19 protein-coding genes are annotated in these 16,837 nt (G+C 62.9%); 7 read left to right on the top strand and 12 right to left on the bottom strand.

Annotated features, from left to right (window positions below):
* Positions 1–81 precede the first annotated feature (81 nt).
* From RGQ15_RS08015 to RGQ15_RS08000, 4 genes are all read left to right on the top strand, one after another.
* On the top strand, positions 82–375 hold the full coding sequence (locus RGQ15_RS08015; protein WP_311159693.1) for an FtsB family cell division protein: 294 nt from the start codon (positions 82–84) through the stop codon (positions 373–375).
* A gap of 131 nt (positions 376–506) precedes the next feature.
* Positions 507–1,538 (top strand): pyruvate dehydrogenase (acetyl-transferring) E1 component subunit alpha, encoded by a 1,032-nt coding sequence (gene pdhA, locus RGQ15_RS08010; protein WP_311159692.1) that lies wholly within the window; start codon positions 507–509, stop codon positions 1,536–1,538.
* A gap of 15 nt (positions 1,539–1,553) precedes the next feature.
* Positions 1,554–2,921, top strand: coding sequence for a pyruvate dehydrogenase complex E1 component subunit beta (locus RGQ15_RS08005; protein WP_311159691.1), 1,368 nt, complete (start codon positions 1,554–1,556; stop codon positions 2,919–2,921).
* Positions 2,922–2,933: 12 nt separating this feature from the next.
* Positions 2,934–4,241 (top strand): pyruvate dehydrogenase complex dihydrolipoamide acetyltransferase, encoded by a 1,308-nt coding sequence (locus RGQ15_RS08000; RefSeq protein ID WP_311159690.1) that lies wholly within the window; start codon positions 2,934–2,936, stop codon positions 4,239–4,241.
* Between the two features lie 55 nt (positions 4,242–4,296).
* Here the strand turns inward: RGQ15_RS08000 and RGQ15_RS07995 are convergent, their stop codons facing one another.
* The 3 genes from RGQ15_RS07995 to RGQ15_RS07985 form a co-directional block, all read right to left on the bottom strand.
* Positions 4,297–7,362: an efflux RND transporter permease subunit gene (locus RGQ15_RS07995; RefSeq protein ID WP_311159689.1), complete on the bottom strand. Its 3,066-nt coding sequence runs from the start codon at positions 7,360–7,362 to the stop codon at positions 4,297–4,299.
* Entirely contained in the window at positions 7,359–8,561 is a 1,203-nt protein-coding gene (locus RGQ15_RS07990; protein ID WP_311159688.1) for an efflux RND transporter periplasmic adaptor subunit, read from the bottom strand. The genes RGQ15_RS07995 and RGQ15_RS07990 overlap by 4 nt, the downstream gene beginning before the upstream one ends.
* A gap of 76 nt (positions 8,562–8,637) precedes the next feature.
* A complete protein-coding gene (locus RGQ15_RS07985; protein ID WP_311159687.1) occupies positions 8,638–9,417 on the bottom strand; it encodes a division plane positioning ATPase MipZ in 780 nt (259 codons plus the stop codon).
* Positions 9,418–9,690: 273 nt separating this feature from the next.
* Between RGQ15_RS07985 and RGQ15_RS07980 the strand changes: the two genes are divergently transcribed.
* Positions 9,691–9,939, top strand: a complete 249-nt coding sequence (locus tag RGQ15_RS07980; protein WP_311159686.1) for a hypothetical protein — start codon at positions 9,691–9,693, stop codon at positions 9,937–9,939.
* Positions 9,936–10,163, top strand: a complete 228-nt coding sequence (locus tag RGQ15_RS07975) for a hypothetical protein (RefSeq protein WP_311159685.1) — start codon at positions 9,936–9,938, stop codon at positions 10,161–10,163. Before RGQ15_RS07980 ends, RGQ15_RS07975 begins: the two co-directional genes overlap by 4 nt.
* Before the next feature lie 88 nt (positions 10,164–10,251).
* Here the strand turns inward: RGQ15_RS07975 and rpmE are convergent, their stop codons facing one another.
* From rpmE to RGQ15_RS07930, 9 genes are all read right to left on the bottom strand, one after another.
* Positions 10,252–10,473, bottom strand: a complete 222-nt coding sequence (rpmE, locus tag RGQ15_RS07970; RefSeq protein WP_311159684.1) for a 50S ribosomal protein L31 — start codon at positions 10,471–10,473, stop codon at positions 10,252–10,254.
* 11 nt (positions 10,474–10,484) lie between these two features.
* Positions 10,485–10,865, bottom strand: a complete 381-nt coding sequence (gene rplS, locus RGQ15_RS07965) for a 50S ribosomal protein L19 (RefSeq protein ID WP_311159683.1) — start codon at positions 10,863–10,865, stop codon at positions 10,485–10,487.
* Positions 10,862–11,725: a tRNA (guanosine(37)-N1)-methyltransferase TrmD gene (gene trmD, locus RGQ15_RS07960; protein WP_311159682.1), complete on the bottom strand. Its 864-nt coding sequence runs from the start codon at positions 11,723–11,725 to the stop codon at positions 10,862–10,864. Before trmD ends, rplS begins: the two co-directional genes overlap by 4 nt.
* On the bottom strand, positions 11,722–12,228 hold the full coding sequence (gene rimM / locus RGQ15_RS07955; protein ID WP_311159681.1) for a ribosome maturation factor RimM: 507 nt from the start codon (positions 12,226–12,228) through the stop codon (positions 11,722–11,724). The genes trmD and rimM overlap by 4 nt, the downstream gene beginning before the upstream one ends.
* 6 nt (positions 12,229–12,234) lie before the next feature.
* Complete coding sequence (rpsP, locus tag RGQ15_RS07950) at positions 12,235–12,597, bottom strand: 30S ribosomal protein S16 (RefSeq protein WP_311159680.1); 363 nt, start codon at positions 12,595–12,597, stop codon at positions 12,235–12,237.
* 47 nt (positions 12,598–12,644) lie between these two features.
* Entirely contained in the window at positions 12,645–12,941 is a 297-nt protein-coding gene (locus RGQ15_RS07945; protein ID WP_311159679.1) for a chorismate mutase, read from the bottom strand.
* A 69-nt stretch (positions 12,942–13,010) separates the two neighbouring features.
* Complete coding sequence (locus RGQ15_RS07940) at positions 13,011–13,544, bottom strand: GNAT family N-acetyltransferase (RefSeq protein WP_311159678.1); 534 nt, start codon at positions 13,542–13,544, stop codon at positions 13,011–13,013.
* Positions 13,545–13,548: 4 nt separating this feature from the next.
* Positions 13,549–15,045 (bottom strand): signal recognition particle protein, encoded by a 1,497-nt coding sequence (ffh, locus tag RGQ15_RS07935; RefSeq protein WP_311159677.1) that lies wholly within the window; start codon positions 15,043–15,045, stop codon positions 13,549–13,551.
* A 216-nt stretch (positions 15,046–15,261) separates the two neighbouring features.
* Positions 15,262–15,849 carry an FMN-dependent NADH-azoreductase gene (locus RGQ15_RS07930; protein WP_311159676.1) on the bottom strand — a complete coding sequence of 196 codons (588 nt, stop codon included), beginning with the start codon at positions 15,847–15,849 and terminating at the stop codon, positions 15,262–15,264.
* A gap of 98 nt (positions 15,850–15,947) precedes the next feature.
* Between RGQ15_RS07930 and RGQ15_RS07925 the strand changes: the two genes are divergently transcribed.
* Complete coding sequence (locus RGQ15_RS07925) at positions 15,948–16,796, top strand: LysR family transcriptional regulator (RefSeq protein WP_311159675.1); 849 nt, start codon at positions 15,948–15,950, stop codon at positions 16,794–16,796.
* The last annotated feature ends 41 nt before the right edge of the window (positions 16,797–16,837 follow it).

Genomic DNA, 16,837 nt, shown 5'->3' with positions numbered 1-16,837 from the left:
ATTGCTGTCAATCGCCCGCATTCGGGATTCCCCCCTAGCTTGTGCTGTGGCATGATCCCCGAAAACGAGGGAACACGCCCGATGTCCGAACGTCTGTCGATCAGCGCTCTGGTCTTCTTCGTCATCATGTCCCTGCTGGGGATCTATTTCGCATTCGCCGCGGTTCAGGGTCCATCCGGGGTTCTGCGTCGCGAGCAGATCAAGGCGGATACGCGCGAACTTGTCGCGCAGCGCGACAAGCTTCAGGCCGAGGTGGATCGGATGCGTAACCTGACCCATCGTCTTTCGGATGATTATCTGGACATTGACCTTCTGGATGAGCGGGCGCGTGACGTGCTGGGCTATCTGCGCCCGGACGAAATCATCATCCGCTGACCGTGCTTGGGCAATTTGCAGGCATGGGCCAATTTGTGCGTGTCCGCAGATCGCAGGTTTACTTTTCCCGAAACTCCGTCCTAGAAGTAGTTTAACGCTGAACTATCCTGCGCTCAGGAGGAGGACCCCGTATGGTCAGAAAGCCCGCAGCCAAGGAAGGCACGTCCAACGTATCCAAGGACGAGCTTCTCAAATACTACCGTGACATGCTTCTGATCCGCCGATTCGAGGAAAAGGCCGGCCAGCTTTACGGCATGGGCCTGATCGGCGGCTTCTGCCACCTCTATATCGGTCAGGAGGCCGTCGTCGTCGGCCTCGAGGCAGCCTCGAAAGAAGGCGACAAGCGCATCACCTCTTATCGCGATCACGGCCACATGCTGGCCTGCGGCATGAGTGCGAATGGCGTCATGGCCGAATTGACCGGCCGCGAGGGGGGCTACTCCAAGGGCAAGGGCGGCTCGATGCACATGTTCAGCCGTGAAAAGCACTTCTACGGCGGCCATGGCATCGTCGCGGCGCAGGTGCCGCTGGGCGCGGGCCTGGCCTTTGCCGACAAGTATCTGGGCAATGACAATGTGACTTTCACCTATTTCGGTGACGGCGCGGCCAACCAGGGACAAGTCTACGAAACCTATAACATGGCCGTTCTGTGGGATCTTCCCGTGGTCTTCGTGATCGAGAACAACCAATATGCCATGGGGACCTCGGTCAAGCGCTCGACCAAGTCAACGACGCTCTTCGGCCGCGGCGCCGCATTCGGCATCGAAGGCGAGCAGGTCGATGGCATGGACGTTCTGGCCGTGAAGGCCGCCGGCGAAAAGGCCGTGGCGCATTGCCGCGCTGGCAAGGGACCCTACATCCTTGAAGTGATGACCTATCGCTATCGCGGCCACTCGATGTCCGACCCGGCGAAATACCGATCGCGCGAGGAAGTTCAGAAGATGCGCGACGAACGTGACCCGATCGAGCATGTGCGCGAACTGCTTCTGACCGGCAGCCATGCCAGCGAGGAAGACCTCAAAGCCATCGACAAGGAAATCAAGGATATCGTCAACGAATCCGCCGAATTCGCCAAGGAAAGCCCGGAACCGGCGCTCGAAGAGCTTTGGACCGACATCTATGCCGACGACCTGCCCCAGGGCTCGGCCACCGAGAACGCCTGAGCGGGAGAAGAAAACATGGCAACCGAGATTCTGATGCCCGCCCTGTCGCCGACCATGGAGGAAGGCACTCTGGCGAAATGGCTCAAAAAGGAAGGCGACGAGATCAAGTCCGGCGACATCCTCGCCGAGATCGAGACCGACAAGGCGACGATGGAGTTCGAGGCCGTGGATGAGGGCATCCTTGGCAAGATCCTGATCGCCGAAGGTGCGCAGGGTGTAAAGGTAAACACTCCGATCGCCGTTCTGGTCGAAGAAGGCGAAAGCGCGGACGACGTGAAGGTCGAGGCGCCGAAAGCCGAGGCCGCCGCCCCGGTCGAAGCGAAAGCCGAAGCCCCGGCGCAAGCGGCAGCGCCCGCAGCACCCAAGGCCGATCGTTCGCCCGACTGGCCGGAAGGCACCAAGATGAAGACCATGACCGTGCGGGAAGCCCTGCGTGAAGCCATGGAAGAAGAAATGACCCGCGACGAAACCGTCTTCCTCATGGGTGAGGAAGTCGGCGAATATCAGGGTGCCTACAAGATCTCGCAGGGTCTTCTGGACAAGTTCGGCCCGCGCCGCGTCGTCGACACCCCGATCTCGGAAATCGGCTTTGCCGGCATCGGCACAGGGGCGGCAATGGCCGGCTTGCGTCCGATCGTCGAATTCATGACCTTCAACTTCGCGATGCAGGCAATCGACCACATCATCAACTCGGCCGCGAAAACGCTCTACATGTCCGGCGGCCAGATGGGGGCGCCGATGGTCTTCCGCGGTCCGAACGGCGCCGCCGCCCGCGTGGGCGCGCAGCACAGCCAGGATTACGCGGCATGGTATGCCCAGATCCCCGGGCTCAAGGTCGTCATGCCCTATTCGGCGGCGGATGCGAAAGGCCTGCTGAAACAGGCGATCCGTGATCCGAACCCGGTGATCTTCCTTGAAAACGAGATCATGTATGGCCGCAGCTTCGAGGTCCCGGATCTCGAGGACTTCACTATCCCCTTCGGCAAGGCCCGCATCGCCCGCGAAGGCAATGACGTGACCATCGTCAGCTTCGGCATCGGCATGAGCCACGCTCTGGAAGCCGCAGAGAAGCTGGCCGAGGAAGGCATCGACGCCGAAGTCATCGACCTGCGCACGCTGCGCCCGCTGGACTATGACAGCATCATCGCCTCGGTGCAGAAGACGAACCGCCTTGTCACCGTCGAGGAAGGCTTCCCGGTCGGTGCGATCGGCAACCACATCTCGGCCTATGTCATGGAAAATGCATTCGACTATCTCGACGCGCCGGTGATCAACTGCACCGGCAAGGACGTGCCCATGCCCTACGCCGCCAACCTTGAAAAGCACGCCTTGATCACTTCGGCTGAGGTGGTCGAGGCCGTGAAGAAAGTCACCTACAAGTAAGGGGATAGCGAGATGCCGACAGAAATCCTGATGCCCGCGCTCTCCCCCACGATGGAGGAAGGCACGCTGGCCAAATGGCTGGTCAACGAAGGCGACGAGGTCAAGTCCGGCGATATCATCGCCGAGATCGAGACCGACAAGGCCACGATGGAATTCGAGGCCGTGGACGAGGGCAAGATTGGAAAGATCCTGATCTCGGAAGGGACCGCAGGCGTGAAGGTGAACACCGCCATCGCGATCCTTCTGGAGGAAGGAGAAAGTGCCGATGATATCGGTTCCGCTCCGGCTCCGAAGGCCGAGCCCAAGGCCGAAGCCCCCAAAGCCGAGGCGGCCCCTGCCGCTGCCACGAGCAGCGCACCGGCCCCGACCGCACCGAAGGCGGCTGATGGGGGGCGCATCTTCGCGTCGCCACTGGCCCGCCGGATCGCAGCCGAAAAGGGTATCGACCTGACTGCTCTGACGGGCTCAGGCCCCCATGGCCGGATCGTCAAGGCCGACGTGGAAGGCGCGAAGCCGGGGGCCGCGAAACCGGCCGCCGAGGCACCGAAAGCCACCGCGACCCCTGCCCCTGCGACTGCCGCAGCGCCTGCCGGACTTTCGACCGAGACGGTGCTCAAGATGTATGCCGATCGCGAAACCGAAGAGGTCGCGCTGGACGGCATGCGCCGTACCATCGCCGCACGTCTGACCGAGGCCAAGCAGACCATCCCGCATTTCTATCTGCGCAGGTCCGCGAAGCTGGACGAACTGATGAAGTTCCGCGCCATGCTGAACAAGCAGCTGGAAGCCCGCGGCGTGAAGCTTTCGGTCAACGACTTCATCATCAAGGCCTGCGCGCTGGCCCTGCAGGAAGTTCCCGACGCGAATGCCGTCTGGGCTGGCGACCGCATCCTGAAGCTGAAGCCTTCGGACGTGGCGGTTGCCGTCGCGATCGAGGGCGGGCTCTTCACCCCGGTCCTGAAGGACGCCCAGCAGAAGACGCTGTCCGCCCTTTCGGCCGAGATGAAGGACCTCGCGACCCGCGCAAAGACCAAGAAGCTTGCGCCGCACGAATATCAAGGCGGCAGCTTCGCGATCTCGAACCTCGGCATGTTCGGGATCGAGAACTTCGACGCGGTCATCAACCCTCCGCATGGCGCCATTCTGGCGGTCGGCGCGGGTATCCAGACCCCTGTCGTCGAGAATGGCGAGGTCGTGGTGCGCAATGTGATGTCGATGACGCTGTCTGTCGATCATCGCGTGATCGATGGAGCCCTCGGCGCCCAGCTGCTGGAAAAGATCGTCAACCATCTGGAAAACCCGATGGGCATGCTGGCCTGATCCAGTCCGGCGATGCAGATGACAAAAGGGGGCCCGGTCGGGCCCCCTTTCGCTTTCAATGTCCGGTTTGAGCGGGTTCGGCGGGCGGTTTGTTCAGTCCGATCCGACGACCAAGCCAGCCCGCACCCCTGACCTGAGCCCCATGAACCATCGAGAACAGCGACGGCACGAACAGCAGGGAAAGCAGCGTCGACAGCAACAGCCCGCCAATCACTGCAATTGCCATGGGCGAGCTGAACTCTGCCCCTTCACCGGTTCCCAGGGCCGAAGGCACCATGCCCGCCGTCATGGCGATGGTTGTCATCACGATCGGACGGGCGCGCTTGTGCACGGCGTCCAGGATGGCATCTCGCTTGGCGACGCCTCGGTCGATTGAGGTCAATGCAAACTCGACCAGCATGATCGCGTTCTTGGTGACGATCCCCATCAGCATCAGGAAACCGATCACCACGGCCATGCTGATCGAATTCCCGGTCAGGAACAGCGCGAGGATTGCTCCGCCGATGGCCAGCGGCAATGACATCAGGATCGAGACAGGCGTCATGAAGTTGTGGAAAAGCAGGACCAGAACGACATAGGTCAGCATCACCCCCGAGACCATCGCGACGGCGAAGGCCTGGAAGACTTCGGCCATGATCTCGGCATCACCGGCAGGCTGGATCTGGGTACCCGGCGGCAGGTCGACCGTCCCCTGAAGTTCGCTGACCTGCTGGTTCACCGGCCCCAGCAACGCCCCCTGCGCGAGGTTGGCGGAAACCGTTGTCCTGTAGCGCCTGTCATAACGGCTGATCTCGGTTGCACCCGCCGAAAGCGTGACATCGGCCACCGCCTCAAGCGGCACCTGCCCGGCCCTGCCAGGAACACGCAAGTTGCGAACCGTCATCAGATCGTGACGTGCCTGCTCGTTCAGGCGCACCATGATCGGGATCTGCTCTTCGCCTGTATTGAACTTCGCAAGGTTGGAATCCGTGTCGCCAAGGGTCGCGATCCGCAGGGTCGCGGCAAGCGCACTGGTCGTCACCCCCATCTGCGCGGCTTCCTCGTGCCGCGGCTCAATCTGGATCTCGGGGCGGCGCAAGGCAGCCGAGGAAGTCACCCCCTCCATGGTTGGCAGCGATTTCATCGCCGCCATCAGACGCTCGGCGGCCTCGGCGGCGCTTTCCTCGGTGTCGCCCAGGACCGATATCTCGAAATCGCTGGTGCCGCTTTCACTCAGGAAGTTCAGCCTGATATCGGGGATCTGCGCAAGATCCTCGCGCAATGCCTCCTCGATTTCGAAGCTTGACCTCTCGCGTTCGGATTTCGAGCCGTAATTGACCAGGACACGCGCATCCGTCACCAGCCCGTCACCGCCATTTACAAATACGGTACGAACCTCCGGCTCATCCGCGATCCTTTCCGAAACGCGGCGAGCCACGCTTTCCGTATCGGAAATCGTGGAACCCGGCGGCAACTCGATCGAGATCTGGCTGCGGCCGACATCCTGCGCGGGCACGAATTCGGTCGGAAGCAGCGTCGCCGAATAGATCGAGCCGGCAAACACCCCCATCCCCATCAACAGCGTGAGCGCGCGATGTCGCAGCGTCCAGGCCAGGATCGCCATCAGCAATCGCAGCAGCGGCCCGTCCCGGCCCTCGGAGAAATGTTGGTTGTCGCGCATGAAATAGGCGGCAAGCATAGGGGTGATCAGCCTTGCGACCAACAGCGAGAACAGGACAGAAACGGCGACGGTCAGGCCGAATTGCTTGAAGTACTGCCCCGGGATTCCTCCCATGAAGCTGACCGGAGCGAATACAGCAACGATCGAGAAGCTGATCGCGATCACGGTCAAACCGATCTCGTTCGCGGCCTCCATGCTGGCCTGATAGGCGGGCACGCCCATGTTTATATGGCGGACGATGTTCTCGATTTCGACAATCGCGTCATCAACCAGGATCCCCGTGACCAGGGTGATCGCAAGCAAGCTGATCCCGTTGAGCGTGAAGCCCAGCATATACATTACGAAGAAAGTCGGAATGATCGACAAAGGCAGGGCTACTGCCGCCACCAGGGTCGCACGCCAGTTCCGCAAGAACAGGAACACCACGACCACTGCAAGCGCCGCCCCTTCATAAAGCGTGTCCATGGCCCTGTGATAGCTTGCCGATGTGTGCGTCGTCGCATCGTCGATCAGGTCGATGCTGACGCCGGGGTTGCGCTCGGCGATCTGGGCAATGCGCGCCTTCGTTCCATCGCCTGCTTCCAGATCGGATTCGCCGCTGGCCCGAAAGACACCGAATGCGACGACCGGTTTTCCGTCAAGCAGAGCGAACTTGCGTTCGTCGCTGGGTCCGTCGGTGACCGTGCCAAGCTGGTCCAGCCGGATGGTCCGCCCTTGTGCAATCACGATGGGGGTGGCGGCCAGACGGGCAACATCAGCAGCTGAACCCAGTGCCCGGATCGAGTATTCCATCCCCGCCAAGTCACCTCGCCCCCCGCCGATATCGATGTTCTTGCTGCGCAGCTGGTCTGAGACCTCGGCCGCCGTCAGCCCGAAGGCTTGAATCCGGTCCGGGTCCAACTCGACATTGATCTGGCGATCTGCGCCACCGATCCTCGAGATGCTCGCGACGCCCTTCACTGTCGTCAGTTCTCGCGCCACGACGTCATCGACGAACTTCGAAAGCTCCTCCATCGACTTCGTCGGATCGGTCACCGCATAGGTCAGGATCGCCATGCCGCTAACATCGATGCGCCGGATCAAGGGTTCGATAATCGATTCCGGCAGATCGGCGCGGACATTGGCAACCGCATCCTTGACGTCGTTCACCGCGCGGTCTGTATCGGTCTCAAGCTCGAATTCGATCGTCAGAACTGCCGAACTGTCCGTCGCGGTCGAGCTGATATGGCGCACGCCGGTGATCGAAGCGATTGAGTCCTCGATGGGCTGGATCACCTGCCGGGTCAGTTCGGACGGGGCGGCCCCCGGCTGCTGGACCGTCACGCTTACCAGTGGCAGGTCAATATTGGGCATCGCCGTCACGGCAAGACGGCTAAAGCTGTAAAGCCCAACAAGCAGCAGCACCAGAAAGACCGCGATCGGCGGCACTGGCCGGCGGATGGACCAGGTCGCGAAGTTCATGGCGAAACCGCTTGCTCGGGCCGGGTCTCTGGTTGCAGCACGGCGCGCACCTCGTCGCCCGTCCGGAAGAACGCGCCCGCCCTTGCGACCACCTCTTCACCGGCACTCAGCCCTTCAAGAATTTCCCGCCGCCCATTCCAGACAAGACCGGCGACGACCGGTCGGGTCTCGACCCGACCGTCCTTGACCACCTGAACCCGGTCACCTTCCGCTTCCGAAAGCACTGCCATGGCTGGAACGGTCAGCGCCTCGCGCCGATCGGTCACGATCCAACCGCTGGCGAAAAGCCCGATCTTCAGCCGCGGATCCGCATCTATCGAAATCCGGGCCTCGCCCAAGCGCGTCTCTGGGTCGACCGAAGCCGGAACAAGCCGAACCTCGCCCGAAATACCGCCAAGCCCGGCCGCAGAAAGCTCTGCCGAATCTCCGGGCCGGATCTGCACCAATGCGGTTTCGATGATATCAGCTGCCAGTTCGATCTCGCCTCGGGCAACCATGGAAAAAAGCGGCTCACCCCCAGCACTGCTCATCGCGCCTATTTCTGCATTGCGGCCGACGATGATGCCGTCAACTGGGGCGACAACGCGAGAATAGCCGAGGTTCAACTCGGCGATCCGTCGCGCGGCCTCGGCCTGCGCAAGCTGGGCCTGAGCGACGCGCAGACCATCCGTGGCCGAGGCAGCCGAAGCACGGGCCGAGGCTTCGGTTGCGATGGCATCGTCCAGCGCCGCCTGTGCAGCGCTTCCGCTTCGCCGCAAGCTTCGGGTCCGCTCAAGCGCGCTGGCGGCCTGGGTCAGCATGGCCTCCGCGCTGGTGATCTGGCTTTCAGCTTGCTTCACGGCAGCTTCGGCGCGCCGATATTCGGCTTCGGCCTGCGCCAGCTGAACCGATAAGGCATCCTCATCAAGCTTAAGCAGGACATCACCAGCACGGACACTATCGCCGATTTCGGCCTGGATTTCGCGAATCTGGTAGCCCGCGATGTTGGCATGGACCTGGACCGGATCGCGTGCGACCAGGGACCCTGTGACCGGAACCCGCGCCACGACGGGTGTCAGGTCGGCCTTCACGGTTGTCACCACCGCGAGATCCCTTGTCACCGTCGCGGCGCCCGCTTCCTCGGCCTGCGCCACGGGGAAGGCAAACCCCATGCCAAGTCCGATCATCGCGGCGGCAAGATGCCTGCCGGCAAGATTCATCGCAAATTCCCCTCCGCAGCGGTGCCCTTTAGATAGGCTACTCGCGGCCAACCTCAATGGTTCCTTTCCCAGCGAACTAGAATGAAACCGAGACGCCGGGAAGGCGCAATTCCGTGAAGAGATCCCGCAGCTCCTGCCGGGCGGCAATATTGGACATGCTGAGCTGTTCGGTGCCGATGTCCTTGAGGTCGAGCAGCGTCAGCCCGCGCGGGAAAAGCTCGCGAAAGATGACCCGCTCGGAAAATCCCGGCGCGACACGAAAACCGATACGCTTGGACAGGCTTGCGAGTGCGCCGCCGACCTTGCGCTTGTTGTGCATCTGCTGGGTGCCAAGACGATTGCGCAGGACCAGCCAATCGATCGGTCCTGCACCGGCCTGCCCCCGCAACTGGCGCGCCGACCACACCATCTCGGCATAGATCGAGGGCCCCAGGATTCGCCCATCGGGGGAAAGCCGCGCAAGAAGGTCGAAATCGATGAAACTGTCATTCATCGGCGTGATCAGCGTATCGGCAAGCGTATGGGCCATCTGGCTCAGTCGAGTATGTGAACCCGGACAGTCGAGCAGAATGAAATCGCAATCCGGCTCGAGCAGTTCTATGGCGCGGGACAAGGGATCTATCCCGTCCTGTTCGGCCTCGAGATGCCCCAGCAGGGGAGTTGGCAGTTCCAATCCTTCGCTCTGGGTGAAATAGATCCGGTTTTCCAGGTATCGGCCGAAACTGCGCTGCCGAACGTCCAGATCAAGCGCTCCGACCCGATGCCCCATCCGCGCCAATGCCGTCGCCACATGCATCGAGGTGGTCGATTTGCCCGAACCACCCTTTTCGTTTCCGACGACAATGATATGCGCCACGAATCCTCCTGCAGCACCAGCACACCTGCGGACATTAGGACCCGACCGGCCGGTTGAAAAGCGACCTGCGGTTCGTAAAGGCGATCAGTGCGGCAATCGGGAAACAACTTTCCACACCGCCGCCACCCGCCTGGTCAGACTGATAAGATATTGATCGTCAAAGATGATTAATGACGACGCTTGAGGTCGATTTTTATCTTGAAAAACACGATAGACTATGTCGTAATAAACCTGCCGCTGATCTTGCGGACCATCCCAGGAAAGGAGCCAAGGATGATCATGCTGAACCATCTGTCGGCTTTCGCCGAGCGTACCTTCACGGCCAGCACGCCCCGTCGCACACGCTATGCGGTATCGCTGATCGATCGCTGCACGGGCAAGCCGCACCACATCGCGGGCATTCCCCTGATCCTGATGACCCCGGACCCATTCGAGACTTCGCGCGATCTCATGCGCAATCGCGATCCCGAGCGCTGGGACACTTCCGTCAAGCGCATCGACCGCCAAGGAGGCCTATCATGATATGTTTCAACATGCCGTCCCTGCCGACTCATGCGGTCAATGCGACAAGCTATGCCACGATCGCCCTTTCTCCCTATCAAAGCGCGCAGGGGCCGGTGCTGCAGACCTTCGCCGATGGCAAGGTGATGATCGACACGGGCCGGGAAATCCTTACCGGCAGGCCGCTGACCAGGGATCGCGGCAACGCGCGGATCTGGTCGCCCCTTTTCGCCGGCTTCAACTAGACTGCCCTGATCGTTCCGATGGCAGGACCGCAACGAAAAACGCCGCCCCACGAGGGCGGCGTTTCCGATTTCACGACGGGCGACAGGCTTAGAAGCCCAGGCCGGCGTATTTGTTCTTGAACTTCGACACGCGGCCGCCGGTATCCATCAGCTTGGCCGAGCCGCCGGTCCAGGCGGGGTGCGAGGTCGGATCGATGTCCAGCGACATCACGTCGCCTTCCTTGCCCCAAGTCGAACGCACGGCATAGGTGGTGCCGTCGGTCATCTTGACTTCGATCAGGTGGTAATCGGGGTGGATTTCTGCTTTCATGGCGCGTCTCCTCAGGCCTTGGCGTCGGCTTTGGGCTTGTAGTTGGTGACCTCGGCGATACGGGCCGATTTACCGCGACGATCACGCAGGTAGTACAGCTTGGCGCGACGAACGCGGCCACGACGCACGACGCTGATCCAGTCGATGTTGGTCGAATAGAGCGGGAAGACGCGCTCGACGCCTTCGCCGAACGAGATCTTGCGCACGGTGAAGGACGCGCCGATGCCGCCGCCCTTGCGCGAGATAACCACGCCTTCGTAGTTCTGAACGCGGGTACGGGTGCCTTCGGTCACTTTGTAACCGACGCGGACGGTGTCACCGGCCTTGAAATCCGGAATTTCTTTACCGAGCGCAGCGATCTGCTCGGCTTCAAGTTGGGCGATCAGGTTCATCGCTTTTGATCCTCTGTTTGCTCACGGTAAGCCCGTGATTGGTCTGATGCGCCCGAGAGCTGTCGGTCCTTTGCCGGGTCCATACGAGCTTGCTCATATGCCCGCCACAGGTCGGGGCGGCGTTCCTTCGTCAGCCTTTCGGCCATGTCGCTCCGCCAATTGGCAATAGCCGCGTGATTACCCGACAGAAGAACTTCCGGGATCGCGCGGCCTTCCCACTGGGCGGGCTTCGTGTACTGAGGATGTTCAAGAAGGCCGTCGGAAAAGGATTCCTCGGCCAGAGAGTCCTGATTCCCCAGCACGCGCGGTATAAGGCGAACCGTTGCATCGATCAAGACCTGAGCTGCAAGTTCTCCGCCGGTCAGGACGTAATCCCCGATACTGACCTCTTCGACATCATGCGCATCCAGCACGCGCTGGTCGACGCCCTCGAAGCGGCCACAGATCAGCGTCATGCCCGGCCCGTTCGCCAATTCGCGGGCGCGCGCCTGCGTGAACGGCTTGCCGCGCGGTGAAAGGTAGATCACCGGCAGGTCGCCGCCCGCCTCGCGCAGGGCCGCGTCCATGACGTCGGCGCGGATCACCATGCCAGCGCCACCACCGGCGGGCGTGTCGTCCACATTCCGGTGCTTGCCGATGCCGAAGGGCCGCAGATCCGTCGTGCGCAGATTCCATAGCCCCTCGCTCAGGGCGCGGCCGGTCAGCGACAGACCGAGAATGCCGGGAAATGCCTCGGGGAAAAGCGTGACGATCTGCGCCGTCCAGGCGCCGCGCACCTGCGGCTCGGCCATCAGGTCGCGCGGCTGCAGGCTCGCCTTGATCGACAGCCGGCCGTGGGATTTCATGCCCTCGGTGCTCATTCCTCGGATTCCTCGGGCGGGTCCGCGACAATGCGTCCCGCAGCGATATCGACCGTTGGAACGAAGGCCCGGGTAAAGGGCAAGAGCAGGGCCTGCTTGCGGCCCGGCCCAAAGATTTCAAGGATATCGCCCGCGCCGTGGTCGTAGATCGCGCGGACCGTTCCGATCAGCACGCCGCCCGCGTCAAAGACCGACAGGCCGATCAGATCAGAATGATAGAATTCGTCATCCGGCAGCGCCGGAAGCTTATCGCGATCAGCCCAGAGCGTCGCGCCTTTCAGCGCCTCGGCATCCTCGCGCGTCTCGACGCCCGAAAGCCGGGCGCCAAGTCCGCCCGTCACTGGCCGCGTCAGGCGGACGGTGAACAAGCGTTTGCCATCCTCGGACCAGAGCGGACCATAGGCGGCGATATCATTGGGCTCCGAGGTGAAGCTTTTCAGCCTCACCTCGCCCCGGACACCAAAGGCGCCCGCGATCGCGCCGACGCAGATCCGTTCGGTCATCGGGGATTATTCCGAAGCGGCTTCTTCGGTGGCGGCGGTGCGAGCGGCTTTTTTCTCGGCGCGCTCTTTCGCGGCCTTGCCCGGCTCACCTTTTTTCAGGTTCTTGCGCTCGGTCTTCGGGGTCACGCCAGCGGCTTCCAGGAAGCGGGCAACGCGGTCGGTCGGCTGGGCGCCCTGGCCGAGCCAGTACTGGACGCGCTCGATGTCCATCTTGATCCGGTCTTCCGAATCTTTCGCCAAGAGCGGGTTGTAGGTGCCCAGCTTCTCGAGGAAGCGGCCATCGCGCGGCATGCGCGAATCGGTCGCGACGATTGCGTAATGCGGACGTTTCTTCGAGCCACCACGGGCCAGACGGATTTTCATAGCCATTGCGTTTTCTCCTTTGAAATGGCGGGGTTGCGGGCGATAGCCCGCCCTTACTTCTGGAATTGCTCGTGGTGCCGGATGACTTCCGAGATCACGAAGTTCAGGAATTTGCGCGCGAATTCCGGGTCTAGATCGGCCTCGCGCGCGAGGCGTTCCAACCGCTCGATCTGGCACGCCTCGCGGGCGGGATCGGACGGAGGAAGTTCGTGTTCGGCCTTGAGGCGGCCGACGGATTGGGTGTGCTTGAACCGTTCGGCCAGCGTGTAGACAAGGATCGCGTCCAGCCGGTCGATGCTGGCACGATGTTCCTTCAACAGTGTCGCGGCGCGGGCGGTCGGGTCAGTCATTCGGGCCTCCGGGCTGGGTGCACAGGCTGTACACCGGGCGTACACAGGGCGTGCACAGCTTGTCGTCCATCACGCCGTCCCCATCGGATGGCGGTAGACGATGCAAGTCGCGCCGCGGATCACGGTTTCGGATTCCACCGACGCCCCCAGACGCTCGGCCAGGCGGCGCGAGCGCAGGTTGTCGGGCGCGATCAGCGAGATCAGTGGGCCAAGCCCCAGCGTCCCATCGGCATATTCACGCGCGGCGAGCGCCGCCTCATAGGCGATGCCCCTGCCCTCGAACCCCTCGTAGAGATGCCAGCCGAGTTCCGGCTCGGGCCAGTCGATGTGATGGCCGATCCCGGTGCGCCCGGCCGTCTGGCCGGTGGCCTTGTCCTCGATCATCCACCAGCCGAAGCCGCGAATGACCCAGTGACCGATCATGCCGATCAGCGAATGCCAGCTTTGCCAGTCGGTCATCGGCCCGCCGACATGGCGCGAGCGGTCCGAAAGGCCGAAGGCGGTGATCGCTTCGAGATCCTCGAACCGCGGCGCGCGCAGGATCAGGCGATCGGTTTCGATCACCGGAACATCCGCGCGCAGGGTTTCGATCCCGTGGGTCATCGCGTCACTTCTTGCCGAAAAGACCCGAAAGACCGCCGGGCAGGTTCATCCCGCCCAACTGGCCGCCCAGACCCTTGGGGTCTTGCAGCATCTTGGTCGCCTCGGCCATCTTCTCGGGATCGACATTGGCCATGTCGGGAAGACCGCCGGCCTTGCCGCCCATGGCGCGCATGGCCTGCTTGAGCATGCCGCCCTTGCCCATCTTGCCGAGCTTCTTCATCGTGTCGGCCATCTGCTTCTGCATTTTCAGCAGACGGTTCAGATCGGCGACATCCATCCCGGCGCCCGCCGCGATCCGCTTCTTGCGGCTGGCCTGCAAGAGATCGGGATTGGCGCGTTCCTTCTTGGTCATCGAATTGATCAGCGCGACCTGACGGCGGATCGCCTTGTCGTCGAACCCGGCAGCCTCGGCCTGCTTGGCCATTTTCTGCATGCCCGGCATCATGCCCATGATGGACTGCATCCCGCCCATCTTCTGCATCTGCTCAAGCTGGTTCTTCAGGTCGTTCATGTTGAACAGACCCTTCTGGAAGCGCTTCATCATGCGCTCGGCCTGTTCGACCTCGAGCACTTCCTGCGCCTTCTCGACCAGAGCGACGATATCGCCCATGCCGAGGATGCGGCCCGCGACGCGATGCGCGTCGAAGACCTCGATCGCGTCCATCTTTTCGCCAAGGCCGACGAAGCGGATCGGCTTGCCGGTCACGGCACGCATCGACAGCGCCGCGCCGCCGCGCCCGTCACCGTCCATCCGGGTCAGCACGACGCCCGAAATGCCGACCTTGCCGTCGAATTCGGTCGCGACGTTCACCGCGTCCTGACCGGTCAGGCCGTCGACGACCAGAAGCGTTTCGCGCGGGGCTGCCACGTCACGAACCGCCTGGACTTCGTCCATCAGCACTTCGTCGATATGAAGACGGCCTGCGGTATCGAGCATGTAGACGTCATAGCCGCCCAGCGTGGCCTGCTGCTTGGCGCGCCGGGCGATCTGCACGGCATTCTCGCCCGGCACGATCGGCAGGGTATCGACGCCGACCTGCTGGCCGAGGATCGCAAGCTGTTCCATCGCAGCCGGGCGGTTGGTGTCGAGCGAAGCCATCAGGACGCGCTTCTTCTCGCGGTCCTTGAGGCGCTTTGCCAGTTTCGCCGTGGTGGTCGTCTTGCCCGAACCCTGCAGGCCGACCATCAGGATCGGCGCAGGCGGGTTGTCGATCCGAAGCGCGTCGGGCGCATCTTCGCCCTGAAGAACCTTGATCAGCTCGTCATGGACGATCTTGACGACCTGCTGGCCGGGCGTGACCGATTTGGTGACGGCCGCGCCGGTCGCCTTGGTGGTCACGGATTTCACGAAGCTGCGCGCCACCGGCAGCGAGACATCGGCCTCGAGCAGGGCGACGCGGACTTCGCGCATGGCGGCGGTGACGTCATCCTCGGAGAGGGCGCCCTGCTTGGTCAGCCGGTCGAATACACCGCCTAGGCGGTCGGACAGGTTTTCAAACATCGGCGGCCCTCCGTAGGTCTTTGCCGGTTCGGGTTTCGAAGCCCCTCGAAAGGGGCATGCTAAGCAGTAACGCCCCCGTGGGCGCAACGCGCTGACGGGGGGCGATCCCCGCTTGGCGGGGACCGGAAGGGCTGTCCTTCCGGGAATTGGGGCTGCTGATACGAAAAAACGGCCCCCGAGTCAACGAAGGCCGTCCATGCCCGGAAAAGGGCGCGATCAGGCGGCGATCTTGTCCAGCGCTTCCTGCGCGCGCGCCAGTCCCGCATCGCGGTCGAAGGCCAGCCCGTCGGCCGGCACGAAGTCGACATCGGTGATGCCGATGAAGCCCAGCATGTGGCGGATATAGCCGGAGGCGAAATCGAGGTCCGAACCGAAGGGAGTGCCAGCGGCGGCATAGGCGATGATGGCGCGCTTGCCTTTCAGCAGGCCCTCGGGGCCTTCGGCGGTGTAGCGGAAGCTGACGCCGGCGCGGGCGATCTGGTCGAACCAGTTCTTGAGCTGGGCGGTCAGGGTGAAGTTGTAGATCGGCAGGCCGATGACCAGCACGTCGGCATCGCGCACTTCGTTCAGATAGGCATCCGAGGTCGCGACCAGCGCCTGCTGTTCGGCGGTCGGGTTCTCGGGCGTAAGGCGGACGGCGTGGAACCAGTCATTGTCGATCGCGGGGACGCCGGCGGCGAGATCGCGATAGGTGACGGTCGCATCGGGGCGTTCCGATTTCAGCTTGGCGACGATGTCTGCAGTGAGTTGGCGCGAAACCGAGGCGTCACCTGTGATCGCGCTGTCGATATGAAGGATGTTCATGGGGAGGGCTCCGGATGGGTGTTTCAGCAAGCGAATTAGGTCTTTGCGCAGATGAACAAAAGGTCGATAAATGCGCAGTGACTGTGCATGGGCGCACAATGGAACAGGATAGCTGGGATGACATCCGCACCGCCCTCGAGGTGGCGCGCAGCGGCACGGTGAGCGGGGCCGCGCAGGCGATGGGGGTTCATCACGCGACGGTGATCCGCCGCATCGATGCCCTTGAGGCACGGCTGGGCGCACGGCTTTTCCAGCGCCATACGCGGGGCTACGCGCTGACCGAGGCGGGGCGGCTGCTGCTTGAGGCGGGTGCCGCGGCCGAGGCGCGGTTTTCCCAGATGGCCGCACGGATCGCGGGCACGGGCGAGCGGATCGAGGGCGAGGTGACCGTGACCTCTCTGCCGGGGCTGTCCGAAATGGTCATGCCGCGGCTTGCCCGGCTGATGCTGGCGCATCCGGGGCTGCGGCTTGGCTATGTGACCGACCTGCGGCTGTTCCGGCTGGATGCGGGCGAGGCCCATGTCGCGATCCGCGCCGGCGCCCGCCCGACCGAGCCCGATTATGTCGTCAGCGAGATGTGCCGCCTGCCGGGCAGGCTGTATGCCTCGGCCGAATATCTCGCGCGACACGGCCCGGTCGGGGATCTCGCGCAGCACCGGTTCATCATGTCGGGCCACGAGACGGCGCGCGCGCCCCATAGCCGCTGGATGGCCGAGCATCTGCCCGCCGCGCAGGTCGTGATGGTCAGCAATGACAGCGACGCACGCGCCAGCGCGGTGCATATGGGGCTGGGTCTTGGCTGGCTGATGCCGAAACAGGCACAGGGGCTTGTCGAGATCATGTCGCTGCCGGAATGGGAATCGCGGCTGTGGCTGGTCACCCATGTCGACCTGCACCGCACGCCCAAGGTGCAGGCCACGTTGAAGGCGCTGCGCGGCGAGGAGTGAGACGCCCGAAACCGCCGGGTCTTGTATCCCCCGGGCATTCG

The sequence above is a fragment of the Paracoccus sp. MBLB3053 genome, from assembly GCF_031822435.1.
Classification (GTDB): Bacteria; Pseudomonadota; Alphaproteobacteria; order Rhodobacterales; family Rhodobacteraceae; genus Paracoccus; species Paracoccus aurantius.
The sequence above is the reverse complement of the archived record's forward strand: the minus strand, read 5'-3'. Positions and strand labels throughout refer to the sequence as shown.

What these genes read in the sequence shown, in the direction of transcription:
- RGQ15_RS08015 (WP_311159693.1), top strand. Translation starts at nt 82, where the DNA reads ATGTCCGAACGTCTGTCGATCAGCGCTCTGGTCTTCTTCGTCATCATG.
- pdhA (WP_311159692.1), top strand. Translation starts at nt 507, where the DNA reads ATGGTCAGAAAGCCCGCAGCCAAGGAAGGCACGTCCAACGTATCCAAG.
- RGQ15_RS08005 (WP_311159691.1), top strand. Translation starts at nt 1,554, where the DNA reads ATGGCAACCGAGATTCTGATGCCCGCCCTGTCGCCGACCATGGAGGAA.
- RGQ15_RS08000 (WP_311159690.1), top strand. Translation starts at nt 2,934, where the DNA reads ATGCCGACAGAAATCCTGATGCCCGCGCTCTCCCCCACGATGGAGGAA.
- RGQ15_RS07995 (WP_311159689.1), bottom strand. Translation starts at nt 7,362, where the DNA reads ATGAACTTCGCGACCTGGTCCATCCGCCGGCCAGTGCCGCCGATCGCG.
- RGQ15_RS07990 (WP_311159688.1), bottom strand. Translation starts at nt 8,561, where the DNA reads ATGAATCTTGCCGGCAGGCATCTTGCCGCCGCGATGATCGGACTTGGC.
- RGQ15_RS07980 (WP_311159686.1), top strand. Translation starts at nt 9,691, where the DNA reads ATGATCATGCTGAACCATCTGTCGGCTTTCGCCGAGCGTACCTTCACG.
- RGQ15_RS07975 (WP_311159685.1), top strand. Translation starts at nt 9,936, where the DNA reads ATGATATGTTTCAACATGCCGTCCCTGCCGACTCATGCGGTCAATGCG.
- rpmE (WP_311159684.1), bottom strand. Translation starts at nt 10,473, where the DNA reads ATGAAAGCAGAAATCCACCCCGATTACCACCTGATCGAAGTCAAGATG.
- rplS (WP_311159683.1), bottom strand. Translation starts at nt 10,865, where the DNA reads ATGAACCTGATCGCCCAACTTGAAGCCGAGCAGATCGCTGCGCTCGGT.
- trmD (WP_311159682.1), bottom strand. Translation starts at nt 11,725, where the DNA reads ATGAGCACCGAGGGCATGAAATCCCACGGCCGGCTGTCGATCAAGGCG.
- rimM (WP_311159681.1), bottom strand. Translation starts at nt 12,228, where the DNA reads ATGACCGAACGGATCTGCGTCGGCGCGATCGCGGGCGCCTTTGGTGTC.
- rpsP (WP_311159680.1), bottom strand. Translation starts at nt 12,597, where the DNA reads ATGGCTATGAAAATCCGTCTGGCCCGTGGTGGCTCGAAGAAACGTCCG.
- RGQ15_RS07945 (WP_311159679.1), bottom strand. Translation starts at nt 12,941, where the DNA reads ATGACTGACCCGACCGCCCGCGCCGCGACACTGTTGAAGGAACATCGT.
- RGQ15_RS07940 (WP_311159678.1), bottom strand. Translation starts at nt 13,544, where the DNA reads ATGACCCACGGGATCGAAACCCTGCGCGCGGATGTTCCGGTGATCGAA.
- ffh (WP_311159677.1), bottom strand. Translation starts at nt 15,045, where the DNA reads ATGTTTGAAAACCTGTCCGACCGCCTAGGCGGTGTATTCGACCGGCTG.
- RGQ15_RS07930 (WP_311159676.1), bottom strand. Translation starts at nt 15,849, where the DNA reads ATGAACATCCTTCATATCGACAGCGCGATCACAGGTGACGCCTCGGTT.
- RGQ15_RS07925 (WP_311159675.1), top strand. Translation starts at nt 15,948, where the DNA reads ATGGAACAGGATAGCTGGGATGACATCCGCACCGCCCTCGAGGTGGCG.